General features: G+C 46.3%; 25 protein-coding genes. 14 read left to right on the top strand and 11 right to left on the bottom strand.

Translation table 11 applies throughout. The features are described 5' to 3' along the window. The first annotated feature begins 14 nt into the window (after positions 1-14). Entirely contained in the window at positions 15-1,448 is a 1,434-nt protein-coding gene (locus ACLSU7_RS01525; protein ID WP_413293755.1) for a peptide MFS transporter, read from the top strand. Positions 1,449-1,531: 83 nt separating this feature from the next. Here the strand turns inward: ACLSU7_RS01525 and ACLSU7_RS01520 are convergent, their stop codons facing one another. Further along, positions 1,532-1,930: a hypothetical protein gene (locus ACLSU7_RS01520; protein ID WP_413293754.1), complete on the bottom strand. Its 399-nt coding sequence runs from the start codon at positions 1,928-1,930 to the stop codon at positions 1,532-1,534. A gap of 71 nt (positions 1,931-2,001) precedes the next feature. Beyond that, positions 2,002-2,673 carry a sensor histidine kinase gene (locus ACLSU7_RS01515; protein WP_413293753.1) on the bottom strand — a complete coding sequence of 224 codons (672 nt, stop codon included), beginning with the start codon at positions 2,671-2,673 and terminating at the stop codon, positions 2,002-2,004. A gap of 256 nt (positions 2,674-2,929) precedes the next feature. Here ACLSU7_RS01515 and ACLSU7_RS01510 point away from each other — a divergent pair, with 256 nt between their 5' ends. Both ACLSU7_RS01510 and ACLSU7_RS01505 read left to right on the top strand, forming a co-directional pair. Next, entirely contained in the window at positions 2,930-3,736 is an 807-nt protein-coding gene (locus ACLSU7_RS01510) for a TIGR02147 family protein (RefSeq protein ID WP_413293752.1), read from the top strand. A gap of 35 nt (positions 3,737-3,771) precedes the next feature. Next, a complete protein-coding gene (locus ACLSU7_RS01505) occupies positions 3,772-5,613 on the top strand; it encodes a glycoside hydrolase family 15 protein (RefSeq protein ID WP_413293751.1) in 1,842 nt (613 codons plus the stop codon). Between the two features lie 364 nt (positions 5,614-5,977). Here the strand turns inward: ACLSU7_RS01505 and ACLSU7_RS01500 are convergent, their stop codons facing one another. The 3 genes from ACLSU7_RS01500 to ACLSU7_RS01490 form a co-directional block, all read right to left on the bottom strand. Next, a complete protein-coding gene (locus ACLSU7_RS01500; RefSeq protein ID WP_413293750.1) occupies positions 5,978-8,128 on the bottom strand; it encodes a 3-hydroxyacyl-CoA dehydrogenase NAD-binding domain-containing protein in 2,151 nt (716 codons plus the stop codon). A gap of 158 nt (positions 8,129-8,286) precedes the next feature. Next, positions 8,287-9,630: a thiolase family protein gene (locus ACLSU7_RS01495; protein ID WP_413293749.1), complete on the bottom strand. Its 1,344-nt coding sequence runs from the start codon at positions 9,628-9,630 to the stop codon at positions 8,287-8,289. Between the two features lie 346 nt (positions 9,631-9,976). Then, positions 9,977-11,011 carry an HNH endonuclease gene (locus tag ACLSU7_RS01490; protein ID WP_413293748.1) on the bottom strand — a complete coding sequence of 345 codons (1,035 nt, stop codon included), beginning with the start codon at positions 11,009-11,011 and terminating at the stop codon, positions 9,977-9,979. Between the two features lie 532 nt (positions 11,012-11,543). Between ACLSU7_RS01490 and ACLSU7_RS01485 the strand changes: the two genes are divergently transcribed. From ACLSU7_RS01485 to ACLSU7_RS01460, 6 genes are all read left to right on the top strand, one after another. Then, positions 11,544-13,916, top strand: a complete 2,373-nt coding sequence (locus ACLSU7_RS01485) for an NADP-dependent malic enzyme (RefSeq protein WP_413293747.1) — start codon at positions 11,544-11,546, stop codon at positions 13,914-13,916. A 344-nt stretch (positions 13,917-14,260) separates the two neighbouring features. After that, positions 14,261-14,446 carry a hypothetical protein gene (locus ACLSU7_RS01480; RefSeq protein ID WP_413293746.1) on the top strand — a complete coding sequence of 62 codons (186 nt, stop codon included), beginning with the start codon at positions 14,261-14,263 and terminating at the stop codon, positions 14,444-14,446. Between the two features lie 53 nt (positions 14,447-14,499). Next, positions 14,500-15,765, top strand: a complete 1,266-nt coding sequence (gene hflX, locus ACLSU7_RS01475) for a GTPase HflX (RefSeq protein ID WP_413293745.1) — start codon at positions 14,500-14,502, stop codon at positions 15,763-15,765. 98 nt (positions 15,766-15,863) lie between these two features. Beyond that, positions 15,864-17,129 carry a hypothetical protein gene (locus ACLSU7_RS01470; protein ID WP_413293744.1) on the top strand — a complete coding sequence of 422 codons (1,266 nt, stop codon included), beginning with the start codon at positions 15,864-15,866 and terminating at the stop codon, positions 17,127-17,129. Next, positions 17,111-17,530, top strand: a complete 420-nt coding sequence (locus ACLSU7_RS01465; protein WP_413293743.1) for a hypothetical protein — start codon at positions 17,111-17,113, stop codon at positions 17,528-17,530. The genes ACLSU7_RS01470 and ACLSU7_RS01465 overlap by 19 nt, the downstream gene beginning before the upstream one ends. 109 nt (positions 17,531-17,639) lie before the next feature. Next, a complete protein-coding gene (locus ACLSU7_RS01460; RefSeq protein WP_413293742.1) occupies positions 17,640-18,176 on the top strand; it encodes a hypothetical protein in 537 nt (178 codons plus the stop codon). An 81-nt stretch (positions 18,177-18,257) separates the two neighbouring features. On the opposite strand, the gene ACLSU7_RS01455 is transcribed toward ACLSU7_RS01460, so the two are convergent. Next, positions 18,258-18,734, bottom strand: a complete 477-nt coding sequence (locus tag ACLSU7_RS01455) for an acyl-CoA thioesterase (RefSeq protein ID WP_246845595.1) — start codon at positions 18,732-18,734, stop codon at positions 18,258-18,260. 129 nt (positions 18,735-18,863) lie between these two features. Next, on the bottom strand, positions 18,864-19,256 hold the full coding sequence (locus tag ACLSU7_RS01450) for a helix-turn-helix domain-containing protein (protein ID WP_181604239.1): 393 nt from the start codon (positions 19,254-19,256) through the stop codon (positions 18,864-18,866). A gap of 202 nt (positions 19,257-19,458) precedes the next feature. On the opposite strand from ACLSU7_RS01450, the gene ACLSU7_RS01445 reads away from it, so the two are divergent. Genes ACLSU7_RS01445 through ACLSU7_RS01435 form a run of 3 tightly spaced genes read left to right on the top strand, consistent with a single transcriptional unit; the run spans position 19,459 to position 21,779 of the window. Then, a complete protein-coding gene (locus ACLSU7_RS01445; RefSeq protein WP_142700467.1) occupies positions 19,459-19,875 on the top strand; it encodes a response regulator in 417 nt (138 codons plus the stop codon). A gap of 24 nt (positions 19,876-19,899) precedes the next feature. Then, positions 19,900-20,400 carry a chemotaxis protein CheX gene (locus ACLSU7_RS01440; RefSeq protein WP_142700468.1) on the top strand — a complete coding sequence of 167 codons (501 nt, stop codon included), beginning with the start codon at positions 19,900-19,902 and terminating at the stop codon, positions 20,398-20,400. Beyond that, entirely contained in the window at positions 20,400-21,779 is a 1,380-nt protein-coding gene (locus ACLSU7_RS01435; protein WP_413293741.1) for an HD-GYP domain-containing protein, read from the top strand. The genes ACLSU7_RS01440 and ACLSU7_RS01435 overlap by 1 nt, the downstream gene beginning before the upstream one ends. A 62-nt stretch (positions 21,780-21,841) precedes the next feature. On the opposite strand, the gene ACLSU7_RS01430 is transcribed toward ACLSU7_RS01435, so the two are convergent. Genes ACLSU7_RS01430 through ACLSU7_RS01420 form a run of 3 tightly spaced genes read right to left on the bottom strand, consistent with a single transcriptional unit; the run spans position 21,842 to position 24,152 of the window. Continuing rightward, positions 21,842-22,297 (bottom strand): hypothetical protein, encoded by a 456-nt coding sequence (locus ACLSU7_RS01430; protein WP_413293740.1) that lies wholly within the window; start codon positions 22,295-22,297, stop codon positions 21,842-21,844. Between the two features lies 1 nt (position 22,298). Further along, a complete protein-coding gene (locus tag ACLSU7_RS01425) occupies positions 22,299-22,946 on the bottom strand; it encodes an RDD family protein (protein WP_413293739.1) in 648 nt (215 codons plus the stop codon). A gap of 9 nt (positions 22,947-22,955) precedes the next feature. After that, on the bottom strand, positions 22,956-24,152 hold the full coding sequence (locus tag ACLSU7_RS01420) for a CCA tRNA nucleotidyltransferase (RefSeq protein WP_413293738.1): 1,197 nt from the start codon (positions 24,150-24,152) through the stop codon (positions 22,956-22,958). Between the two features lie 47 nt (positions 24,153-24,199). Here ACLSU7_RS01420 and queG point away from each other — a divergent pair, with 47 nt between their 5' ends. Next, positions 24,200-25,249 (top strand): tRNA epoxyqueuosine(34) reductase QueG, encoded by a 1,050-nt coding sequence (queG, locus tag ACLSU7_RS01415; RefSeq protein WP_413293737.1) that lies wholly within the window; start codon positions 24,200-24,202, stop codon positions 25,247-25,249. A 50-nt stretch (positions 25,250-25,299) separates the two neighbouring features. Here queG and ACLSU7_RS01410 read toward each other — a convergent pair whose 3' ends face one another. Then, complete coding sequence (locus ACLSU7_RS01410) at positions 25,300-25,833, bottom strand: hypothetical protein (protein WP_413293736.1); 534 nt, start codon at positions 25,831-25,833, stop codon at positions 25,300-25,302. Positions 25,834-25,868: 35 nt separating this feature from the next. Here ACLSU7_RS01410 and ACLSU7_RS01405 point away from each other — a divergent pair, with 35 nt between their 5' ends. Continuing rightward, complete coding sequence (locus tag ACLSU7_RS01405; protein WP_413293735.1) at positions 25,869-26,795, top strand: HD-GYP domain-containing protein; 927 nt, start codon at positions 25,869-25,871, stop codon at positions 26,793-26,795. The last annotated feature ends 54 nt before the right edge of the window (positions 26,796-26,849 follow it).

The following is a 26,849-nucleotide window of genomic DNA, read 5'->3' as shown; positions in this document are numbered from 1 at the left end:
GTACAGAGAGGCTTATGGCTCAAACAGCAGACAAAACATTTTTTGGACACCCCCGTGCCTTGTTCACACTTTTCTTCACAGAAATGTGGGAACGATTCTCGTTTTACGGGATGAGAGCACTTCTAGTGCTCTATATGGCTCAATACCTTTTTATTGAGGCAGACAAAGGAAAAGAAGTTTGGGGTTACAGCTTTTTGAAGAGTGCCATTGAGTCCTCCTTCGGACCCGTTTCAGCGCAGGCTTTGTCGTCACATATCTACGGTCTGTATATGGGCCTTGTGTATTTTACACCATTTTTTGGTGGAATCATCGCGGACCGCTACTGGGGCAAGCGCCGTTCGGTGTATGTCGGCGGGATTTTGATGGCCATCGGTCACTTCTTGATGGCGATTGAAAGCATGTTCTTCCTGGCGTTGCTGTTTATTATCGCAGGCAACGGGTTCTTTAAACCGAACATTTCCACTCAGGTGGGTGAGCTTTACCCTGCGGGTGATAAACGCCGTGACGGTGCCTTTACGCTTTTCTATATGGGTATCAACTTAGGTGCCTTCTTCTCCCCTCTAGTTTGCGGAACTTTGGGACAAAAAGTCGGCTGGCACTGGGGTTTTGGTGCCGCGGGTATCGGGATGTTAGCAGGTTTGGTGATCTATCACTTTGGCGGCAAACACTTGCCATCGTCTGAACACAAAGTTTCCGTGAAAGAAGTGGAAGCGGCGGCTAAAAAACCTCTGACTAAAAATGAATGGAAGCGCACGTGGGCTTTGACTTTTATGTGTGCGATCACGATTTTCTTCTGGGGTGTTTACGAGCAACAGGGCAATACTTTGCAATTGTTTGCCGATCAATCTACGGACTGGAATTTCTTTGGTTGGGAAATGCCTTCCACTTGGTACCAATCATTTAATCCATTCATCATCTTTATCTTTGCACCGATCTTGGACCGTGCTTGGGCATGGCAATCTCGCAAAGGCAAAGAGAACACGACGGCTATGAAGATGGCTATTGGCTGCTTCCTGGGCACGGCTGCATTGATCGTGATGTTTATGGCGGCGCAATCCATCGGCGATGGCAAAGGCACGGCTCTTTGGTTGTTAGGTTCAACGTTCATGCTGACAATTGGTGAGCTTTATCTTTCTCCGATCGGTCTTTCCTTAGTAACGAAAGTTTCTCCGACGAAGATCGTATCCATGATGATGGGTGTTTGGTTCTTGGCTTCATTCTTTGGAAACACGGTTTCTGGTTGGATTGGGGCTTTGTACGACAAAATGCCTAAAGATAATTTCTTCTTGTTGCTTGCAGCCCTGGGGTTCGTCCCAGGTGTTATGTTCTTTATCTGCAATAAGGTTCTGACGAACTCTTTGAATGCGGAAGACGAAGAGCCTGTTCCGCCTAAAAAATCGGGTGCGGGTTCTACAATCGGATCCACACACGCGGAAGCGACTGTTTAGTTTTCAATTATTTATATCAAATAAAAAAGGGTGTTTTTTAGACACCCTTTTTTTTTCGCCTCTACATTTCCAGTGATTGCACCTTATCGACAAGACTGATCTACAGAAATATTTTGCACACCATGTGCTGCAGTGAAAATCATCGTTTTACCCAAGTAAACAATCTGCAAAACCTCGGCGAGATTTCCATCAAAAGATGTCTGGGTGAATTCTGAATTCCCCGAAGAGTCTGTGGTCGACGATCCTATCTTATTTCCAAATTGCCAGCCGAATGAGGAATTTTTAACGGGACGCTGATTCATATCCTCACCCAGTGCGTGACAGCGAATCGAAACCAAATATCGATAAGACATGGAACGATCACGCGCACTGAATACGCGATCCACACTGATCACGTGAGTAGAACTTCTTTGCGCCTCCGCTTCGAGGGCAAAGATCGCTGACAGTGAAATCAGAAAGAAAGCCGGAATGAGTATGCGCATACGGCAAGTATAATTCCGCCCTTTGGTTTTCTATATATGTTTTCTTTCACAAAATTCGAGAAGGATGCGGGCTATGATAAGCTGCGGGGCAATTTAATTTTAATCATAGTACCCACACCCTCCTCGCTGATAATACCCATTTCACCACCGAAATGACTGATCACAGTGTTCGCGTGATACAGACCCAGTCCAGTGCCGCCTTGACGGAAAGTGACTCCCTTTCGACCCAGTTGAGGCAAACGATGCGAAGGAATGCCTGAACCATTGTCAATGACTTGGATCGAAAGGGAGCTGTCGATATTCTCCACCACCAGGATCTGGATGCGACCCGCTCTTTCTCCCATGGCTTGAATCGAGTTATCGACTAGATTAGAAACAATTCTTTCAAAATAAGATTTCGGCAAAGCGACGCTGCCCGCGATGTTGCTAAGGTTTGACGTCAGCGTCACTTCGCAATGTGTTTGCACACGTTTTTCGTTCACAATATTTTCAAGAGATACTTGAAGTTCTTCTCCGCTCATCGCCGCACCATTTGTGATCTCGCCCCCTTCTTGAGAGGATTCTTCGATCGCCAGTAAATCGGCTGCGATCTCGTTGATTCTTTTGATGGAAGCTTCAAGTAACGCTTTAGCATCTTCAGAAAGGGCGTCCCCGCAAGTTTTAACTAAAATATTCAAAGCCGACAGAGGCGAACGAATGTCGTGCGCTGCCTGGCGGACTTTTGAATGTTGTTTTAGTTTCATTGCGGTGTTCATTTTCTTTGTGCCTCTGGATTGCCAACAGCTGCTTCGGCGGTGCCGAATTTGACAGCTCGTTGGTGAACTCAAGATACTTCCGGCGCGGGTTTTAAGCGACTTACTTGAGGTTAAAAAACCGGCGTTTCGGTTTACCGTTGGTAAAGTCCGGAAATCCGGGATATTTGCGGTAACCTATTGAATTTAGGGATATTTGCACCAAGAATTATAGGACAAGCCCGGACATTTTAGCCAAGGACGCCGTATGAACATCTTTAAATTTGAAGACTACCGCACCTACTTGAAAGACTATTTGGCATTGGAAGAAAACCAATCTTCCGGGAAACGTAAAAGCCTCCTGGCTTCGGCGAGCATGAGTAGCTCTTACCTCACCCAAATTCTGGCCGGCACGAAACATTTATCCTCTGAGCAGGCTTATGAGATGGCGCTCGATATGGGACTCACCGAAAAAGAGACCGACTATTTCCTGGTGTTGGTTGAGATCGGTCGTGCGGGCACAGTGAAGTTGCGGGAGCGCTTGATTTTTAAAATGCGCGGCCTGCAAGCAGAATCGAACAAGGTTGCAGCGAAAGTCAGCATCAGTAATGACAGACATCTTACGGATGAGCAGAAAGCTATTTACTATTCCAATTGGATTTACACGGCGGTTCGCAATCTTGTTCCGACGGGGCAATTTAATTCGGTGAAGGAGATTGCGGCAAAACTAGATTTACCGGAACCTCGCGTGGAGGGTGTGCTGCAATTTTTGATTGATGTGGGCCTGGTGGCAAAGGGCGATGCTGGTTTAAAATATCGCCAGGGTTATACTCACTTGGATGCTGGCAATCCTTTAATTTTTAGACACCACCAAAACTGGCGCCAGCGTGCGATTCAGCGCATGGATCACTACAATGAAAATCACCTGCACTATACTTGTCCAATGGCAATTTCCAAAAACTTGGCAATTCAGTTGCGCAAAGATTTACTTGAAGAAATCAAACGCTTGAATCAATCGATGAAAGAGGTTCCTGAAGTTTCTTATTGTTTGAATATTGATTTGTTTGAGTACTAATGATTAGCTGACCTTTCTTCAACGAAAGGTTTGGGATGAGCTCCTCGACAACTCCTCTGGCGAAGCCGGAAGGCCAACAAGCTGAATTCAAAAATCATCAATACCAACAAGGCCTCATTGGAAACTGCGCGTTCTTAGCTCTGATAGATAAATCCACCAATGTGAGCTGGCTTTGCTGGCCACGCTTTGACTCCAGTTTTATTTTTGGGTCATTGCTGGATAACAAAAAAGGTGGCGAGTTTTCTGTAAAGCCCCACGCGGCTGAATACACCTCTCACCAAAGCTATATCAGAAATACGAACATCCTGCGCACTCGCATTGAAACGGCCGAGGGCGTTTACGAAGTCACAGACTTTGCTCCCCGCTTTACTTTGTTTGAGCGCTATCACAAACCGCTAATGCTGTTTCGCAAAGTTAAAAAGATTTCCGGTCGTCCTCGCATCATCGCTCGATGCTCTCCTGTGGGCAATTACGGCGAGGTGATTCCGGGTAAGCTTATGGGTAGCAATCACATTCGCTACGAGGGCCTGGAGCGTCCTGTGCGCCTGACGACGAATGCTTCGCTGACATATATTCAAGAGGAACAGCCCTTTACTTTAGAAGACGATATTTACTTCGTTCTTTCCTGGGGCATCCCACTTGAAGGTCCTTTGGAAACTACATTCGAAGATTTCTTTAGGCGCACGGAAAATTATTGGCAAAAATGGATTGAACACTGCCATCTTCCGCGAGTGTTTCAGGCGGAGGTGATCCGTTCGGCTTTGGCGTTGAAAATACATCAGTACGAGGATACGGGGGCGATTATTGCTTCCTGCACAACGAGTCTTCCGGAAATTCCTCACGAAGGTCGCAACTGGGATTATCGCTTTTGTTGGTTGCGTGATACTTTTTATACTTTGTCGGCGCTGCATTTCCTGGGTCACTTTGAGGAGATGGAGAAATACGCGCATTTTGTGGAAAATATCGATATCGAGGATCTGGAAAATCTGCAGCCTTGTTATCGCATTGATGGTTCGCCATTTTTGACCGAAGAAATTTTGCCCCTTGCTGGCTATCTGGGTAATCAACCCGTGCGCATTGGAAATCAAGCGGCACAACAAATTCAGCACGATGCCTATGGGCAAACATTGATGGCCTTGTTTAAGCTTTATACTGACGAGCGTTTGATTCATAAAGCGAACACCCGTTCCTTGCGCTTGGTTGAGCGTAATTTAAGTTATATCGAAAAATATATGGAGACGCCGGATAATGGTGTTTGGGAGTTCCGTGGCAAACAGGCTTTGCACAGCTATGCTTTGATGTTTCACTGGGCTGGCAGTGCCGCCGCTCGCACGGTGGCAAAAAAACTTGGCAAGATAGAGCTTGAGGAGCGAGCGCTGCGCTCGATGAATCGTGCTGAAGCATTGCTTGAAAAATGTTTTTCGGAAAAGAAAAAGGCTTACACTCAAGCTGTGGGTTCAGAAGAAATCGATGCGAGTATTTTGCAATTGATCACGATGGGCTTTTTCCATAATAAGCCAGTTGAAATGGCGAAAGATTTGATCCGCGCTGTGGAAAAAGAATTGATGCTGGAACAGGGCTTTTTGATTCGCTATAAGCATGCGGATGATTTTGGCCATCAAAAGTCAGCCTTCTTGGTTTGTAGCTTTTGGTATATCGAAGCGCTGGCAAATGTGGGCGAAGCGGAACGTGCGGCTGAATTGCTAAACACAGTGATTGGAACCGCGAACCATGTGGGCTTGATGAGTGAAGACTTTGACGTTGAAAACCGCAGCCAGTGGGGAAATTTCCCACAGACTTACAGTCACGTCGGATTGATCAATTGTGCGTTTGCGATTGATCGAGCTTTGAATAAGCCATCTTTTTTGTTGAGTTAGACTGGGGATTGTATTTAAGAGGTGGTATAGAAGCAGATCGCTATTCGAGAAGCTTATCGTAGATCACGAGGAATTTGGTTTAAATTTTGAATTAGGATTTAATTTTAAATCGGGATTTAATTTTAGATTTAGATTTAGATTCTAGATTTAAATTTAGATTCTAGATTTAAATTTAGATTCTAGATTTAAATTTAGATTCTCACAAAAACAAAAGCCGAAGGTTCAACTTCGGCTTCGGTTTAGTAAGATTAACTCAAGCTTTCGCAATTCATTCCGTTTTCACGGAGGCACCAACTCGCTGCTCCTCTTAATTTCTTAAGACCTGCTCCGGTTAAGTTCGGAGCAGTCAGCAGTCTTTCGGCGATTACTTGTAAAATTTAGCGTTTGATTTAGCCATGTTCGCCAGAGGCGTTGCTGGCTTCAAACGTTTAGCATTGCGGCTTGAAGCATACGTCGCCAATTGATCAGCGATGTATTGCGAGCCAATGCTGTCTGCGTACTTCAGCAAACCACCACGGAATGGTGGGAAGCCCGTACCCATGATCATACCCAAGTCCACTTCATGTGGAAGCTCGACGATATGATCTTCGATCAATGCAAGTGAACACTCATTCACCATCGCGAACACACCGCGCTCGATGCACTCTTTTGGTTGCAGTGGATTGCTTGGTGAGCCCAAGCCCAACGCGCCGTACACTGTTTGATCGACATCACCGCGTTTGCCATCAGCTTGGTAAGTATAAAAACCTTTACCATTCTTACGACCCAAGCGACCCGATTTTTCAAGAGCTTCCATACAAGGCGCCATTTCGATACGCTCGCCGAAAGCTTTTTTGAAGATTTTTAGAACTTTGATACATACATCCAAACCAACTTCATCCATCAACTCAAATGGACCCATCGGCATACCGAATTCTTTGACGTAGGCTTTATCTACGACTTCAATACTCATCCCTTCTTGCATCAACCACGCGGCTTCTGCCATGTATGGAAGAAGCAGACGGTTCACAAGGAAGCCCGGGCCGTCTTTAACAACAACTGGCATTTTACCCATTTTTTTCGTCAATTCGAAAATAGTCGCGATAGTTTCATCCGACGTTTTTTCACCGCGGATGACTTCCACAAGCGGCATCTTATTCACGGGATTGAAAAAGTGCATCCCTGCGAAATATTCAGGACGTGGATGGCCTTTGGCCATTTCCGTCACAGACAATGAAGACGTGTTCGTTGCAATGATCGCGTCAGGGCGCATTTGACCTGCACACTCACCGATGACTTTTTGCTTGATACCCATATCTTCAACGATTGCTTCAACCACAACATCCAGGTTTTTGAAACCAGAGTAATCTGTCGTCACTGATACAGCGTCGATTTTTTGTTGGAATTGATATTTGTCGATGGACTTGCGTTTTACCAACTTCATCCAAAGATCGCTGGCGTGCTTTAAACCTTTTGCCAAGGCGTCTGGATTCAAGTCCTTCATGCGAACTTGAATGCCTTTGTCGGCAGCTACGTAAGCGATACCGCCACCCATAGTTCCCGCACCCAAAATACCCAGGCCTTTAACTTCTTTCGGTTTTACATTCACACCTGAAACGCCCGTCTGCTTTTTAACCATTTCAGTTAGGTAGTAAACGTGGATCAAGTTTTTAGATTCGGAAGTTACTCCCAACTCACAGAAGCCCTCACGCTCAATGCGCATACCCGCATCGCGGTCACTCATGCCGTAAGTTTTTTGGATTACATCCAAAGCTTTAAGTGGCGCTGGATAGTGACCCTTCGTTGCTTTCATCACGCCTTCGCGGGCTTTCTTAAACACAACGCCTTTTGCAGGGCCTTCAAGAACTTTATTCACCAAACCTTGCGGTTGGAATTTTTTGCGACGCTTTTGACCGCCGCCGGCGATGATTTCTTTCGCCCATTTGATGGCTTGCTCGTCGAGCAAGTTTGGATGAACGACTTTATCCACCAAGCCGGATTTCAGTGCTTTTTTAGAATTCACTGCTTTACCAGCAAGAATGATATCAAGTGACGCCTGCAAGCCCATGATACGAGGCATACGTTGCGTACCGCCAAAACCTGGCAGGATACCCAACTGGATTTCTGGAAGGCCGATTTTCGTTGAAGAGTCATCTGAAGCGATTCGGTAATCGCAAGACATGATGAACTCACAACCACCACCCATGCACGCGCCATTCACAGACGCGATCGTCGGCATTGGAAGGTCTTCGACCATGTTCATGATCTCTTGACCCGCTTTCACCGCGTCGTTGAATTGTTCTTTCGTCGTCATGCCTTTGATCTCTTCGATGTCAGCACCTGCGATAAAGATTTTAGGCTTCATGGATTTAAAGATCACCGCTTTGTATGAAGACTTACGTAGTTCTTCAACCACGTCTTTCAGTCTCATCATCACCGGTGTCGAAAATTTATTAACTTTTTCACCTACAAGGTCGAACTCAACAACTGCGATCTCACCTTGAGGATTAATTCTGATACTTTCTAGCATAGACATTTTGCAAACTCCTAAGTTGCTAATCAGTTTTTTTTACCGCTTCGTGCAACCCGGCCGATCAAAACGACCCAGATGCAAGGCGGACGGAGCGAACCGCAGCGCAGGCGTACTTACAGTACGCTGGAGCGAGGACCGCACCCGAATTCGGCCCCGTCGTGCTAGCCTTCATTCTCCAGAATCATAGAACCACCTTGACCGCCACCGATACAAAGTGTTGCAAGACCGTGCTGTACGCCTCTGCGTTTCATTTCTTTCGCAAGAGTCAATACGATACGAGTTCCTGTTGCGCCCACCGGATGGCCCAATGCAATCGCGCCACCGTTTACGTTCAGGATCTCGTCACGAATCTCTCCGACTTTCGCTGACAAGCCAAGTTTCTCTTGAGCGAATTTGTCAGAATCCATGGCTCTTTGGCAGGACATCACTTGCGCCGCGAACGCTTCGTTGAGCTCTACCAAACCGATGTCTTTCAATGAAAGACCGGCGCGCTTCAACGCAAGCGGCGTCGAGTAAGCCGGGCCAAGACCCATGCGCTCTGGCTCAAGACCTGCGAATCCGTATGAGCGGATTGTCGCAAGAGGTTTGTAGCCCATTTGGTCTGCTTTCTCACGAGACATCAAAAGCACCATCGCGGCGCCGTCGGTAATGGGGCATGAGTTACCAGCCGTGATTGTTCCCGTCGCTTTATCAAAGAACGGTTTCAATTTTGCCAACGCTTCCATCGTCTGAGTATCACGAGGACCGATGTCTTCAGAGATCACTTCTTTGTATTCTGGAGCCAAATACACCGGAGTCATTTCTTCCTTCATGCGACCTTCTTTCATCGCTTTGGAAGCCAACTGGTGCGAACGAAGAGCGAAAGCATCTTGCATCTGACGATTCAAGCCCCACTCTTTTGCAAGGATCTCTGCTGTTTGCCCCATGTTGATTCCTACGAAAGGATCTGTCAGACCTAACATCACCCCGATTTGTGGGAAGTATGGGTCTTTCATGTTCCCTTGAAGAAGAGCTTTGATTTGGCTTACGTCCGCTTTAAAAAGTTTCCACAACAAGGGCAAAGCTTGCTTTGGACCTTTTGCTGCGAAAAGTTTTTCGTAGATCTCCTGGAATTTTTGCGGCGCCAGAGTTGGAATTTGCGACATGGATTCCGTACCACCCGCAATCACAACATCCATCGTGCCGGATTTGATTTTTTCAAAACCGTTAGAGATCGACTCAAGTGCTGAAGCACAGTTTCTGTGAACAGTGTACGCCGATGTTTTCATCGGGATACCCGCATTCAATGCAACAACGCGCGAGATATTCACAGCATCTGGTGGATTACCAGTGTTTCCGATGATCACTTCATCAACGGAATTTACGTCCAAGTTCGTTTGCGCGATTAACTGCTTTAGCGCAACTTGTCCCAACTGTGCTGGGTGAACTTTTTTAAGTTTTGTACCTGACTTTGCGAATGGTGTACGCACACCTTCAACGAGAACCACATCACGTGGTGACTTCATAGAAAACTCCTGTTGGGTAATTCTGACTAACCACTGAAAATCGTACAGGTTTTCCATGTGAGGACCAAACACAAACGCAGAATTACGAAGCGAGGTCTAGTTTCAACAACCTTTCCCGCTGTACTAAGGAGGTCGAGGGGCTTTTTCGAAACACTTTCTCAGTTTTTCCGAGGGAAAATAGAACCACGGCTCTAGTTTTTGGCGAGCACAGGTCTAGGTTGACCGCAATCCAAAGAGTTATGTTTCACACTGATTCAGGCATGGACCGCACATACCCTTCGAACTGCTACAGAGCAAAATCTCCTATGAAAAATGAAATCATTTACTCCACTCATAGAGTTGGCATTCACCTCACGGCCCGCCGGAGTTTTATTCCCGCTTCGCTTCGGTACTTGTGATTGTTATGAGTTCCGCAAAGCACTTGCAGATTTTCTGGCGCATGGGATCCTCCACTCCATCGAGGGACAATGTGATCCACTTGCAATCCATAGGTACTCCGACACTGTCGACCCGTGCGTTTATCTTTGTACTGACAACACTTGTCTCGATTCAAAATATATCTGCGTGTTTTCAAAGTCAGAGTTTTGTTGTCTGCATTGATACTTTCAGCAACAATCTCGCTTCTTTGAACTTTGCTTTTCACATTGGTGGAAGGTGAGCTTGAAAGCGTCTTATTTTTACTCATTGCCTGATCTGCTCTACAATCATCAACCAACGAGATTGAATTTGCACACTTAGTAGATTTTGATTCAAACAACTTTGAGTCCAAATATTGCCCTGCAACAACCTCAATAACTTTCGCCCAAGAGAAATCACCATAAGCCAGTTGAAGACTATGCGAAGCCTTATCTTTACAGCTCGTGAGCAGTTCATATTGTTGTCTTGTCAGAGTAATCGAAAGATGTACCGAATCGTCTTTCTGCACTCTCACTTTTTCCGGCTCTTTCAAATCGACATCCAAACTTAAAGCAACGACCTTTTGTGTTTGCTCACTGTTTAAACCTGAAATCTGATCAAGGATTTGATTTTTGACTTCATCGGAAACTTTGAATCCGCTCTTTTCTTTTTCTTTGATTGCGCGAGAAAGCTCACCCACCTGGGTTAAATTTACGTCGCCCTGTTGAATCTTATCCGCTAGGGATGGAACAGAATTTAACATTCTGGCTGCATCTAATCTGCGCATCGCTGCCGAACTCGAATAACCAAGCTCATTCATCATATAATGAAACATAGAAGAGTGCGCTCGATCCAAGTAGATCTTGCGAGAATCGATTTCTCTAATGTGCTCCAAAATCAAATGCAGCAACATCCGTTCTTTGCGAACAAGACTTTTTAAATTACTCTCAAGATCTTGATTGCTCATCAACGTAAGACCACTCATTACCATCTCCAAAAAATTAAATTTGTCGATCTCAATCGAACAGCAATTGTGAAGCCGAGACATTCCCCACCCACGATGAAGATAATCAAACTCCAAAAACAAAACTCGGACACCTCCGGCACAACATCACAAATCAGCAATTTTCACTGCCGCTCCGGTTGCTTAGTGCATCATTTTTCGCTTTCGCTACTCCTCCGATGCCTATTCACGGTTTTGAAATTTCCGCTGTGATCAAATCCAGCAACCACTGTTGGACCATAAACGACGCGCTAAACATTTCTCCGAATAGAAACGCCGCTTTCGCAGGCAATATCCATGCTCTCGAGTGAAAAACGGTGCGTCATGGCATTGCCACCCGCGCCAATCGCCCCCATTTATTGACCCCCTAAGCAAAGGTTTTATAGAGTAACTGCACTTATTTCGTGAGTGAGCTAAACGCTGAAAAGCTTTAGAAAATTTCTAAAAATTGCGACTCAAGAAAAAGGAGCATACTCCGGCCCAATCGGAGCGAAGACTGCGAAAGGAAATTTCCTTGGAAAATGAATTGAAAAAGAACAACAAGAATTCAGATAAGCCAGCGACAGAAGCGAAACACGCGACCAACAACTTCGACCAAGAAGCTCTGGAGTATCACAGCCGCGGTAAGCCAGGAAAAATCGAAGTCATTTCTTCAAAACCCTGCGTGTCTGAAAAAGACCTTTCACTTGCTTACTCCCCTGGAGTAGCAGCTCCTTGTAAAGTGATCGCGAAGGACTCTTCGAAAGTTTACGACTACACTGCCAAAGGTAACTTGGTGGGAGTTATCTCCAACGGAACCGCTGTTCTGGGTTTGGGCAACATCGGTCCTCACGCTTCGAAACCCGTGATGGAAGGTAAAGGGATTCTTTTTAAACAATTCGCTGGCATCGACGTTTTCGACATCGAAGTGGATGCAAACGACGTGGATACTTTCTGTAATGCGATCAAAACTTTGGAACCCACTTTCGGTGGCATCAATCTAGAAGACATCAAAGCTCCGGAGTGTTTTGAAATCGAAGAGCGCCTGAAAAAAGAAATGAAGATCCCGGTGTTCCATGATGACCAGCACGGAACTGCGATTGTATCGGGAGCAGCGCTATTGAACGCCGTTTCCATCACCAACAGAAAAATGGAAAACATCCGTATCGTCGTAAACGGTGCGGGCGCGTCTGCGAACTCTTGCGCGAAAATCTTTATCTCACTGGGTGTACGTCGTGAAAACATCATCATGTGCGACTCTCAGGGTGTGATTTACAAAGGCCGTACAGCAGGCATGAATAAATACAAAGAGTACTTCGCTGCTGAAACAGAAGTGCGCACACTCAGCCAGGCTTTGCATGGCGCTGACGTATTCGTGGGTCTTTCCGTCGCGGGAGCACTGACTCCGGAAATGCTAAAGGATATGGCAAAGGATCCGATCATCTTTGCGATGGCCAATCCAGAACCTGAAATCACTCCAGACAAAGCACGTGCGGCTCGCCCAGATGCGATCATCGCAACAGGCCGTTCCGATTATCCAAATCAAGTGAATAACGTTTTAGGCTTCCCATCTATTTTCCGTGGAGCCCTTGATACACGTTCGACTCAAATCAACGAAGAAATGAAATTGGCTGCCGTTCACGCCTTGGCAAAACTTGCCCGCGAGGAAGTTCCAGACCGTGTATCTGCAACTTACGGCGGTAAAACCTTTAAATTCGGTCGTGAGTATTTGATTCCAAAACCGTTCGACACCCGCGTTCTATTGTGGGTGGCGCCGGAAGTGGCGAAAGCTGCAATCAAAACTGGTGTCGCGACAAGAAAGATTGAAGACTGGGATCATTACCGCGAAACCTTGGAAGCCCTTCAAGGTCCGTCAAAAGTTTTCATCCGCTCCGCAATCAATCGCGTTCATCAAAACGCGACTGCGATGGGTGGAGAGCTTCCTCGCATCGTCTTCCCAGAAGGCACAAGCACGAAAGTTCTTAAAGCCCTTTCCACTTTGGTTGAAGAAAAAATCTGCCAACCGATTTTATTGGGTTACCCAGACCGCGTGAAAGAAAAAATCCAGGCTCTGGATATCCCAGCCTTGAATGATGTTCCGGTTATTCATCCGGCGACTTATCCAAAATTCTTTACTTACGTTGAAAAGCTTTACTCTTTAAGACAGCGTAAAGGCATCAACATGCGCGAAGCGGAACGTTTGATGGCGGATCCGAACTATTTCGCGGCGATGATGGTGACTATGGGCGATGCGGATGGTGTTGTGAATGGCGCTTCGGTGAATTATGCCGATGCAGTAAAACCCATTTTGCAAACCGTGGGAGTTTACCAAAACGGTATTCCAGCGGGTTTGAACTTCATCTTGCTTGAAGATAAATTCCTGGTACTTGCCGACACGACTGTGAATTTCAATCCGACGGCCGAGCAGTGCGCACAGATCGCAATGCAAGCTGCAAAAGTGGTGGAGTATTTTGGTATCGAGCCAAAAGTGGCGATGCTTTCATACTCAAACTTCAGCGGCGCTGAGGGCACACCTTGCAAAATGAAGACAGCGGCTCAGATCGTTAAGAAAACTCGCCCTGGCTTGATGGTGGATGGCGATATGCAAGCGGATACGGCCGTGAATCCAGAGATCATGGAGCGCTTATTCCCGTTCTCTGATCTTAAGGGCGGCGCGAATATCTTGATCTTCCCGAATTTGGAATCTTCTAACATTGCTTACAAATTGATCCAGCAAGTGGGCAAAGTGGAAGTGATTGGGCCCTTCTTAACCGGCGTTCGCAGATCGTGCAACGTTTTGCAAAGAACGACGACGGTGGATGGAATCGTGAACTCGGTTGTGTTCACAGCCTTGGAAGCGCAGTTCATCAAGGATGTTTTGAAGTCTCGCGAAGCTAAAAAGCAATAGTGCTAATTAGAAACGAAATTAAATTTCAAAAAGCCCGCCGTAAAAACGCGGGCTTTTTTTTTGCCAAAGCCGGTGACCGATACCTCCACGCCCCTGAACACCGACGAGGCTATGACAGATGCCTGGGATCCCCTCAAAGCCCACAAAACCCTTGGAGATGACCGATACCCCTACCTACTCCGCTGCTCTCCCCGAACATCCGAATGGCAGCGACGCCGCCTCTTCTGGGATCCTACGACCCTGCTGGAAATTTAATATGCCACTCCACAAACGATCCCATTCCAGCCTTCTCCCCAAATCCGAATCGCATACACTAAATTCCGGAACGAAAGGAGCGTTGAGCTATGCCAGCACCCGAAATCATCGAGCTTAAAAAGATACCCACCCAATCAACTCCACCGCAGATTTCAGCGCGCCAAATGAAGTCCGCGACACCTCACAAAGCTCGTGCGGTTAGTCTTAAGCTGCCTCACGAAATCATCATTAAAGACGCATCATTTTCACGACAAATGGCAAAGATTTGTCTTTAAACGCCCGAGTGACGGTGCTAGAATTAAGGTAGACCAAGGGAGGGTTCTTAGATTTGAGTCAACAAGCCCATGTCAAAGTTCATGATAGAGCCATTGTCATCGGGGTCGGTTTAAAAACCGAACCACTCACCGAAATCAAAGAAAATCTGCTGGAATTAGAAGAGCTCGTCACCGCTGCTGGCGGCGAAGTCGTAGGGTCCATCATCCAAGTCCTGCCCACCTGGAATCCCGCAACACTTATTGGATCTGGAAAAGTCGATGAAGTCGCTGAAATGGTTCGCGACAGTCAGGCGACAATTGTGGTCATGGACCATCAGCTTTCTGGCGTCCAACAAAGAAACTTACAACAAATAGTTAAAGTGCGCGTAGTAGATCGCAATCAGTTGATCCTGGATATTTTCGCCCAACGTGCTCAGACCTTTGAGGGAAAACTTCAAGTGGAACTTGCACAGTTGCTGGATCAAATGCCCCGCATGGTCGGCGCCTGGTTGGAATCCTTATCTCGTCAAGGCGGTGGTATCGGAACCAGAGGTCCCGGTGAAACCGCACTAGAGAACGACCGTCGTCGCATCCGCGAACGCGTAGCGATCATTAAAGAAAAACTTGAAGGTGTTCGCCGCAACCGTGCTCAACACAGACAATCTCGTAAACGCCATGAAATTCCCTCTTTTGCCCTTATTGGTTACACCAACTCGGGTAAAAGTTCGCTGCTAAATCGCTTAACCGGCGCGCAAGTCATGACGAAAAATCAGGTGTTTGCGACCTTGGATCCCACAACTCGCAAGATCTTTCTAAATGATGGACCTCCAGCAGTTGTGACCGACACCGTGGGTTTCATCCGCAAACTTCCTACACAGTTGATTGAAGCCTTTAAAGCAACACTTGAAGAATCGGCTGAGGCGGATGTTTTACTTCACGTGGTGGATTTGTCGTCACCAAACATGGAAAGACAAATTGAAGTTGTGGAAGAGTTGATCAAAGAGTTCAACTGGGCTGATAAGAAAATCATCCATGTCTTTAATAAAGTGGATGCGGCTCCGATCGAACGCCAATTCCGCGTGAAACAATACCCACGGGTCTTCGTCAGTGCACTCACAGGCCAGGGCGTGGAACAGCTCAAAAAATTAATGGCGCAAATGGTGAGCGAAATGCAAACCGATGTGCAGTTGTACTTCCCTCGCTCTGAGGAATACAAAATTTTTGATTTGGGCCGTGAAGCACAGATTTCCAGAAAAGAAACTGCGACCGAGGGAACAGTTTGTTATACTCAACTGACACCGTCTCTCATCAATCGCTGGAAAGACTACATCGTAAAATAGCTCCCAGAGGACCTTTGTACCCACAAAGGTCCTGCCTCAGGCAAGGAAACCTCATTTTTTACTTTAGGGTCACTTATTGATTCCGATAGGCTTTGTATATGCAAAAGCTTTCGGTTTATCTACTTATCTTAGCGTTGCTCCTTCATTGCCCCGGTGCCTTCAGCGCGGATACAGCACCTTCCAAAGACACACCTGCATGCATGAACGATGCAAATGAAAACAACCTTAAGCTCTATAAGTCCTTTAAAGACAATGCAGACCCCTTGAAGAAAGCCTTCCTTCAAGAGATGGCCTCGGGTGCTAAGGGCCCAGCCTGCGAACCACCGCCGGGAAGCCCCACTTCTTCAGGAAAACAAACGACTGATCTTAAAAAGATTGCCCACGCAACAAATGCGCAACCAGAAGACACAGGGATTTGGGACCTTGATGACCGCTTGAAAACTCCTGATCAACTTCCCGCTTTGATCAAGCGCGAATGTATCAACGCCTCACTGATGCGCGATCCGGGACAAAAAGGCTACGCCTGCACGGCGAATAAAAAAAGTACGGATCAAGACATTGAGATTTCCTATGGCCAAGTCGGCGGAAAAACTCAGCAATGTATTACGGGCGATATGGTGAGCTATATCCAGTTCGCCGTAAACAGCGCGATCAAATGTCTTTCTCCAGATAATCCCGTTGATGCCCGCGTGATTTATCAAAAATTCAATAACGAAACCGGCTTTAATTATTCCATCGCCTGGAACGGCGGAGCAGGTATCGGTCAGATGACCAATATCGCAGTCGAAGAAATCGCCGAAGGAAATGGCAAAGGCATTTTAGAGGGCGTTGCGAAAAGCAGCAAACACTCCTGCCAGCCTTTTAAAGACATCGCGAAATCAGATCTGGCAAAACGCCCGCGCATCACTCCCAACAACTACTGTGATTTCGTCAGCGCCGGTGATGGCCTCGGACGAAATTTAATGTACGGCATCGCCTATTACCTGCACATGCGTGACGCCGTGATCGAGCCGCAACTCTTTCAAGAAAACAAATCCTTCGCAAAAAACCGCGAAATCGTAAGCGCTCTCACCGCGGTCAGCTATGGAGCAGAGGGAATAAAAAAAGCCCGCGCCCTGGCTGAAAAAGCCGGCCTCTACACGGAAAAAAACAATCCGTGCAAGAAGCAAAAAATCTCAGCTGATAAATGCTACCTTCAGATGGTTCAAAAAAGCAGCGTTTACCTAAAAGCCATTCGTGGAAAAATGGGTGAAACTTACTGCTTGAAAGACGGCATTGAACCCTCCTCCAAAGAATGCACACAGAAAAAAGCCGCCATGACAGATAAGCAACTGGGAGCCAACGAATGTGTAAAACCACTCTAGCCCTTTTCATCGTATTTGCTTCCATCGCCTGGGCCACTCCCCGCACGAGAGCGGATCTGTTGGCTGATCTTAAATCTCGTCGCGAGAAAGCGGCAAAACTTGATTTCAAGGGAGCGGCTGCAGAATTCAACAAAGCGAATGCCGAAGTGAAATCTTCTGCCGACAGTTTTAGAAAAATGAAAAATCCCATTCTTACCGAGGCAGAAGAACAAGTTCTTTTCGTCTCCTATAGCATGGAGCCGGTAAAAACTTTGGCGGGAGCAAGCAAACCCACTGCCCAAGAGTGCGCTCAGGCCAAAAAGAAAATCACCCTAGAAGATAAAGGTACCAAACCCGAAGACTCGAGTTTTTCTCACGAAGCTTCCGAAGCCCTCGCGTGGCTTGAAATCCTTTGTAGATAAGCGTCTCAAAATAGGATTCTGTTTTAAAGCGTTACCGGATCAAAATGATCTCTATGTCGAATGTCAGATATAATGGTCTTACACGCGCACGTCGGTGGGGACTGATACTATGTTCGAAAGCAGCGATTTTTCTCTTAATCAAAATCATTTAGGTAAATACGTAAGTCTCAGCGTGTGGGCCGTCAGTATTACGTTTTGCTTTTACTATCTGGCGATGGATGCCGATTTTAAAAAACTCATGGCCCTGGGAGTGATTTCCCTCGCAGGAATCGGAACCTCCGCCCTTTACACTCTTAAGCGCAATCGCGAAGCCGTGATCATTCAATGCTTGTTGATGTATGCCTCATTGATGATTTTGCTGTCGATGCCCTTTATCAGTAAATACGCGATTTTGACCGTGCTTATCGTGGCTTTAAATCCCGTGATCTTTTTAAATAAAATGAAAGTTGAATTGGTGTTCGGAAATCTGATCGTATCGCTCATGGTGCTGATCATTTTCCAACTGACAAAACCCATCAGCTCCGCTCCGATTTTAGAGCAGCTTCTGGATTTCTTTATGAAGTTCATTATGATTGTTTTTGTCTTTGTGCAGGTCTATGGCATGAGGCTGATGTACGAACGCAGTCAGCCCCGCGACAACGACTAAAAGGTACGGACACACTTTGTCCATGCCATTTGCAGTCGTGTTTTTATTTTTTAAGGTATGGAGAAAGTGTGTCCGTACCTTTTAATCTTTGCGTTTTTCTTTTAAACGTAATTCGCGACGAGCTTTGCCTTCATTGTAGCGGCGTTTGTCGTCTTCCGAGCTTAACTCCAAACCTGGAACTTCGATCGGCTTTCCGTTGGCACCCAAAGCTACGAATGTCGTGTAAGCCGTGGCTGTATGGAATGTCTCCCCCGTTTTTGGATCTTCCGCATCCACCCGCACACCCACTTCCATTGATGTACGAGATGTGAAATTCACACTGGCCTTCAAGTTCACTACCCAACCTTTGTAAACTGGTGCCACAAAGTTGATACGATCAATCGATGCTGTGACCACGTCTTTGTTAGAGTGACGTTGAGCCGCGATCGCTGCTGCAATATCAATCCACGACATGATCGTGCCGCCGAAAACAGAGCCTAAAGCATTCGTATGTGAGGGAAGCACTAATTGAGTCATAACAACTTGGGAAACAGAGACGGGCTTAGAGGATTTAGCCATAGAACAGAGCCTTTCACAGACAGGAAGACGCCTTTTACATTCCAATAAAAAACAAAAGGCACAGCATATAATGCCGTGCCTTCTATACTAAACTCTTATCAAGTTCAGTCAACGCTTTGGGCGTCTATATTAGATGCCACCCATACCGATGTCGGAATTACCATTACGGTTCATGCCGCCACCTGGAAGAGTCGTAGCACCCGCTACAGTCGCAGATCCAGCTGGGATCGTTTGCGTTTGGTTGTTGTTGTAAGTTTGAGCAGTTGTTGCGCTTTGGTTGTTGTTCTCAGCGCGGATTTCACTCTCAACAAAACCAAGATGAGGAAGGCACCACACGATCAATTGTGCACGAGACTTCACATTCATCTTTTTGTAGATGTTTGTAAGGTGAAATTTTACTGTTTTTTCAGTTACAAAAAGCTGGTTCGCAACTTCCTTGTTGGACAAGCCTTTAGACACAAGTTCAGCAACTTCTGCCTCTCTATTTGAAAGACCTTTTTGAATCAGGACATCTCTGAGCATCCTTGCTCCCTCCCGCTAATTGTTTTTTATTTTTCTATCTAAACCGTTTGCACTACCCAGGACTCATGTCCAAAAGCAGCACGACCACCTGTAATAAAGTCTGACATAAATTCTAAGTTTCGCAATAGCTTTGGACTCTAGTTTTAAAAAACTAGACCGATAATAAGGGAGATTTTACACAAAAAAGCCCTTAGGAGATATTATGTTTCCCAATACGACCAAGTTTTTGATCGTTGACGACTTCTCAACTATGCGAAAAATCATTAAAAAAGTTCTAAACGAGCTTGGCTACACCAACGTCGAGGAAGCTGACGACGGAAAAACAGCCCTTCCGATGATTTCTGCTGCCCATGATGCGGGTAAGCCATATGAGTTTATTATCTCCGACTGGAATATGCCTGGAATGCAAGGCATCGACCTTTTGAAGGCCTGCAAGGCAGACCCTCGCTTTAAGGCGACTCCATTTATGCTAGTAACTGCCGAATCCGAACAAAAACACATCCTCGAAGCTGCAAAAGCCGGCGTTTCTGACTACGTGGTCAAACCGTTCAACTCCCAGACTCTTAAAGGGAAAATGGAACGCGTTTGGGCTAAACACTCTGGCACTAAAGCAGCTTAATCAAGGCATTGAGGAGAATTTAATATGTCTGCAGCACCGAAAGTGGATGCTATAAATCCGCTCTTTGACAAACGTCTAATCAATGCCTTTGTTGATGGAGTTATTAAAACTCTTAAAACGATCGCGCAAACTGATGCTTCACCAGGTAAACCATTTATCGAGCCTTCTTTCGTTTTGAAGGGCGAGATCGCGGGTATGGTGGGCATGGTCGCTCCCCCACTTAAAGGGACTCTTTTGATTTCTTACGGCAAGGATTCCATCTTCCATATTCTTGAGAATATGCTGGGTGAGAAGCACACAGAGATCAACCAAGAGGTTCAAGACGCCGTTGGTGAAATGACCAACATGATTTACGGGTCCGCTAAAACAACTCTGAATCAAATGGGCTACAACTTCGAAATGGCGATTCCGACTGTTATCTCTGGTAAATTTAATATCACTCAGGCAGATAAGGGTGCGACTTTGGTTATCCCTTTTAATCTACCTAACAACTCTACGTTTTACGTGGAGATCACGGTGCAATAATGGCTGATAGCCCAGGAAAGACTGTTGATGTGATTGTAGGAAGCCCGACGCCGGGTTTTCTCGAAACCATCAAAACGGTCTTAAAGGGCTATTACCCGTATATCCTGCAAGAGTTTAAAAGCGTCGACGAAATCATCGACGCCTCTTCCAACGCCGAATTCAAGCCTATTCTAGCTCTCATCGATGGTGCCGGCGGAACGAATACCACCAACGAGTGGGTTCAAACCACCAAGATGAATTATCCTGACTGCCATCTGATTGTTCTCCACTCCTCCGCTCCCCTGGATTTCAATATCGTGAAAAAAAATGGCGCTGACGAAGTCATGCACGTCAATTTTGACCGTGAGTTTATCTCCGACATGGTTTTGCAACTGGCACCGATTGAGCTTGAGGGCGAAAACATCCCGATCACAGCTTTAATGCCTGTGGATTTGCGCGATATGGAAGCGAACATCAATTTAAACTTCGATGTCTATGCTCACTTGCCAGCGAATCATCGGTCTGTGGTTTTACGTCGCAGTGGTGATGTGATCGAAGATCGTCACGTGGAAAAGTTTAAAAACATGCGTCAGCAGATGTATGTTAAGAAAACTCAGATGAAGCAATTCTTTGAATTTGCACGAACCATCATGAGCATGCGCAATCTCCCTTTCCCGATCTCGATGACGGAAAAATTCCATCGTTCTAAAAAGAATATCTATGAATTTATGCAGCAGTTCCTTAACGCCGCCTCGGGAGATTACTCCATGGGGAAAGCGATTTTGGATAAGTGCAAAACGATCATCTCGGAACTGGAGTTGAATAAAACTCTTTCCCAGTCCGAGCTTTACGACGAAGTTTGCCGCTATACCGGTAACACACGCTCGTATTATCATGATTGTCTGTGTGTTTCGGCTTACGCCGCTTACTTTGCCCAGCTGTTAGAATGGCCCGAAGACAAACGGGAATCCGCCGCCATCTCAGGTCTATTGCACAACATCGGACTTTCTCAAGCCAATTTCGCAGCCACGGAAATCGATATTACAAAACTATCTCCGGAGCTCGCTCACGATTATAAGTACTATCCAGAGCGCTCTGTGAATATGGTGAAAGCTAAGAAAGTTCCCATCAATCAGGACATCCAGGACGGCATCATGCAACACCGTGAGAACCTTCGTGGAACAGGCTTCCCAAAAGGCCTTCCTGGGGATGACATTTCTGCTTTCGGTAAGCTTTTATTTATCGCATATTCCTTCCATGAAGCAACGGCACTAAGAGACGGCATCGCCGCCGCAGCTCCGCAAGTCGCGATGGCCGCTTTAAAAGAAGACGCGATCAGCGGCAAGGCGTTGATCGATCTCGTGATGATCAGCACCATTGCTAAGAAATTTAAGCCTTAACAAATAAAGACATCCGAACGGCCCGAAAACCGACAAGCACCTTTTTCAAGGATTTTTTTTCGCTAAGGAAAAAGATGCTTCGCTGTGACTTTGTAAAAGTCTTTGGGCTGTTCATTCGGAATTCCTTGGGCCACATCCAAATGGTCATGCTCAACATTCATGATTTTCATATTCGAGGGGTACATCGCCCCGGCCATGGTGTAATAGACATTTACAAATTGAAAGTTTCCATCAGAACTTTTACCCACAAAAACAAAGATGTTCTTAAAAGAAGTTTTTTCCGCCAGATAAAAAATCGGGGAAACGATTTTGGTCGATGACACATCTTCAAGTTTCTTCAAAAGATCTTCCCAGCCATTCACCATTGGCTTCACCGCCCAGGGAAAGGCGTTATCTCCGGAGGCACTTAAAACTTCCACGCCCACAAAGTTGATTTTCGAAAAATCCGCCTGGGAAGCCGGTTGTGCCCACGCCGCACCTACAAACAACAATGATAAAATTAATGCTGCGATTTTCACTTTACTCCCCTTCATCTTCCATATCGAAGTCCAACTGCACATCCTCCATTCCGCCCACAGCCAAAAGATCACGCAGGTTCGCTTTGCCTTCTTGCCAGTGGATTTCATTTAAAATGGCGGCTGCATAATGCAAGCCCTCATAGCTATAGGATAAAATCAAGAATGTGCCTAAGATCCAACGAATCCCGGCCCGGGTGCTGCGCGGTTGAAACTGCACCACGCGAGTTTCAGCCACCCAGTCAGATAAATGCGTGCGATCGTATCTGAAAAAGGCCAAGGAAAAAATCGCCCAGGAAAAAAAGAAACTTAAACGACTGGTTAAAGGACGAAGCAGGCATTGCGTATAATCCAGTTCGCTCTGCGGGTCTTGAGCTGGCACCACTTTAAGTCCCATGATCCATTTCCCAGGTGTTGCAGAAATCAATATCAAAGAAGCGGCTTCATACAAAGCAGGAATCAAAAACAGCATCAACAGCTGAAACAGGCTGAACTCAACTTCGGCCTCGGTAAACCAGGCCGCATAAAAAGCGCTGTAAAAAGGCGCATAGCATATCGCAAGAAACACCTGATCGATCGTAACGGCCACAAGCCTTTTCCAAGTGCTAGGCACATAAATATCGGCAGTGTTAAGAGTTTCTTTGTTCGTCATTTAAATTCCTTAATTTGCTTTCTTAAGAAAGCTTTCCAGCCACGAAAGCGCCTGTTTGCGATCCTTCAAAGTTTTTTCCAGCTGCAGGCAATACGCTTCCTGCAGACACTGGCCAATCGCAGGCCCTTGAAGTTTTCCCTTAAGATCTTCGCCTGTCAAAAAAGGCTTTGGCAATTCATCGCCAAAACTGCGGGCTTCATTTAAAAGGCTCAAAATAGCCTCTTCATGATGCCCCTCTTTCATTAAAACTCCCAAAGCCCATGCTTTTCCGGGTTTTTGCATCTGTTGCAGTTGCAAGCCCAATCGCAAAGCTAAAAACTCTTGCGGCTTTTGCCAAAGCTCCCAAGCGTCTTCAATCCCGCGGCGTTCTTTGGTGGAAAGACGCAAAAGCTCGATGCTCTTTTCTAAATCAGAGTGGCTTGCAGAGCGCAGAAATAAACTTAGATTTTGCCAGATCTCACAACCCGGGTACGCAGTCCAATTCACGTCGGGAGCTTTCCAAGGAAAAAGTTCCCTTTGTAGACCCGTGTCTTGCATTACTCTTAAACCCAGAGGCACATTTTTAGATTTTAAAAGCTTGCCCATTTCGTCGCGCAGACGTTCACCACTGACCGTTTTCACAGCCGATGCCATTTCGGTCATGGCAGATAAAGTCCCAGGCTCCACTGCGAAATCCAATTGCGCCGCAAAACGAGCCCCACGCAGCAAGCGCAGGTGGTCTTCCTGAAAACGTTTTTTCGCTTCACCAACGGTGCGCAGGATTTGTTTTTTTAAATCCTCTTGGCCTTGAACGAAATCCAGAACCTGATGGTTTTGCATGTCGTAAAATAACGCATTCACAGTGAAATCCCGGCGTTCAGCATCTTCTTCCGGAGTAGAAAATTCGACGTGATCAGGTCGACGGCCATCTTTATAGCTGCCATCATTACGAAAGGTCGCAACCTCGATATCGGCGCCACCTAATACCACCCGCATGACCCCGAAACTTTTACCCACATTGATGGTCTTTTCGAACAACTCCTCGATTTTATCGGGAGTCGCATCCGTCGCTATATCCAAATCATTCGCTTTAAGCCCCAAGAGAGCGTCTCGCACACAACCGCCTGCCAAAAAGGCCTTGTAGCCTTCTTGCGCCAGTTTGTGGTAGATTGCCTCCACCGCAGGCCAATGGGGATGAGATTGCAAAATCGTGCGAACTTGATCCATGCCTTTAAGTGTACGGAAAAAACTGTTGAAAGAAAGAAATTGTTCGCGTGACGCCTCAGGAGATAAAACCTCTCTTAGATCCATTTTTAGCTGAACTGGGAGTTTCCCATTTTGGCTGGGCGCCTTTGCAGAATCCCTTAAGTTTTGATTTCTATCGCAGTTGGATCGAAGAAGGCTTGCATGGGGAGATGAAATATCTGGCCGAGCACGCCCCGATCAAAGAAAATCCCAAAAGCAAATGGGGCCGCGCCGAAAGCGCCTTGGTTTTCGCCATGCCCTACTTTCCACATCCGGAAAAACTCGAGAATTTCCCCCTTAAATCCGCACGCGTCAGTCTTTATGCCCAAGGGATGGATTATCACTTTTGGTTCAAACAACGTATGCAAAAGCTTTGCGAAGAACTGACAAAACTTTTCCCGGAAGAGGAATTCCTCGCATTCACTGACAGCTCCCCGCTGTTAGAGCGTGATTTGGCAAAAAAAGCGGCACTCGGCTGGGTGGGAAAAAACACCTGCGTGATCAATCCGAAAAAAGGCAGTTTGTTTTTCATCGGTGAAATCGTCACGTCATTGAAAATTACAACAGAGATAGAACCTTTACCGGATTTCTGTGGCACCTGCACGCGCTGCCTAGATATCTGTCCCACGGGAGCTTTGATTGAGCCCAAGAAAATGGACGCTCGCAAATGCATTTCCTATCTGACGATTGAATCTCGCCAGGTGCCTGAGGAATCATTGCGCGAAAAAATCGGCGATTGGTTTTTCGGTTGCGATCTTTGCCAGACGGTTTGCCCCTGGAATCAAAAAGTTTTCAAAGGTCAGCTTTCCATCGAAAAAAGCCTGACATTGGACACAGAATCGGCCGAGTCTTTACAAAAAGAATTAAGTTACATTCTGACAGCCTCAGGAAAAAAGCTAACCAAAGATTTCTTTGGAACGCCTCTCGCCCGCGCGGGTTCCTTTGGACTAAAGCGCAATGCCATGATCGTGGCGGCAAATCGCAAAATAAAAGGGCTTCAACCAGAAATTGAAGCCTTAAATGATCATGAAAAATTAGGTGAATTGGCCCAATGGGCTTTGGGGAAGTTAGAAACATAGTCTCTGATTTAATTTGCACCACCGATGCCTTAAGAACCCCGTAAGCGAAATTAAAGCCCCAGTTTCTTTAAAAGATCATCGATCTCGTTCTGTTTAAGCTTCTGTTTGCCGACTTCGTCTTCAGCAGCTTTACCCGTCCCGACACTCATCGAAACATCATCAGAAAATTTACCCGAAACCCAGCGCAAGCGATCGATGAATGCTTGTGGAATGCTATTTTTCAGCGCGGAGAGAGGTTCTTCAATGCGATCTAGCAGCGTGCTGAGCGTTTCCGATCCATCCAGTAAAGTGGCGACGCACACATCGAACAATTGCTCATTGTCTTTGATTTGCGAAGCCTTATAGCCCACAGCCTTGCACAACGCCGTATAGTCAGAAATCAAATGAACGGCATGATCTGAGGAGGCTGACAGGGCTAAACTCTTTGCGCCCCCCATGATGCGGTCCACACCGTTTCCATAATCTGCCAACTTTTGCACTTGCGAGAAATCGCCTTCAATACCTTCGAGAAGATCTATCAAATCCTCAATCAAGGTCTTTGACTCGTTCACAAAATCTTTTACAATTTCTTTATCTATAGACATCGTTTTAACGATAGCAATCGGAAGGTTTGGAAGCAATGGATTATGTCTCAATTCGCGTGAGCACACTTCGGGGAGACCAAAAGATTGATTTCAATGCCTACATCAAAATCAATGAAAAGATGATCCTCTACCTACGTCGTGGCGACAGCTTCGAAGGGGACCGTCTGAAACGTCTGAAAGAAAAGCAGCTTCGCAAAATGTACATCCTGACTGGCGAGGAACAGCTTTATCGTGGTTATCTGGATCGCAATTTGGAAATGGCTTACGACAACTCCTCTGGCAAAGACCTGCAAACTCGCTGTGAAGTTATTCAAGGTGCCCAGCAATCAAACTGCGAAGAGGTTTTTGAAAATCCAGAAAACGTGGAAACTTACAATTACGCCAAAGAAGCTGCCGGCAAGTACGTGAGCTTCGTTATGTCGAATCAGCAATCCGTTTCTTCGATTATGCATTTGGAAAACACGGATAAAAACTTGGCCCATCACGGAGTGACGGTTTCAACATTAGCGATTGCCCTCGCGCAAAAATTGGGTGTGAACGATCTTAAGAAAACTCAGTTACTGACTTTGGGAGCTTTGCTGCACGATTACGGTCACTTCTTATCAGGCATGAACGTGAATCAAAAACTCTCCGCGATGAATCCTGCCGACAAGCTTTTATGGTGGAAACATCCCTCTGAAGGCGCCACGAAGGTTCGCGACAAAAAACACTTTGATCAATCTGTCATCAACATCATCGCTCAACACGAAGAGCTGATCGACGGTTCGGGTCCGTTGGGCATGCGCGAAAAAGATATCGATCCTTTGGCTGTGATTGTGTGCTCTGCCAATGCAATTGATCGTTTGATTACGTTCGAAGGTGTTCCGAAAACGGAAGCCGCTAAGAAACTGATGCTTGAGCGCGTGGGACAACATCCCCTGCAACACATTCAGCTTTTAAGTGATATTATGAAGGGCATCTAAGCTGACCACCCGTCACAAGCGTAAAAAATCATACCCATCCACTCCGGATGGGAG

Source organism: Bdellovibrio sp. HCB185ZH (genome assembly GCF_047302455.1).
Classification (GTDB): domain Bacteria; phylum Bdellovibrionota; class Bdellovibrionia; order Bdellovibrionales; family Bdellovibrionaceae; genus Bdellovibrio.
This window is presented reverse-complemented; position numbering and strand designations above follow the sequence as displayed.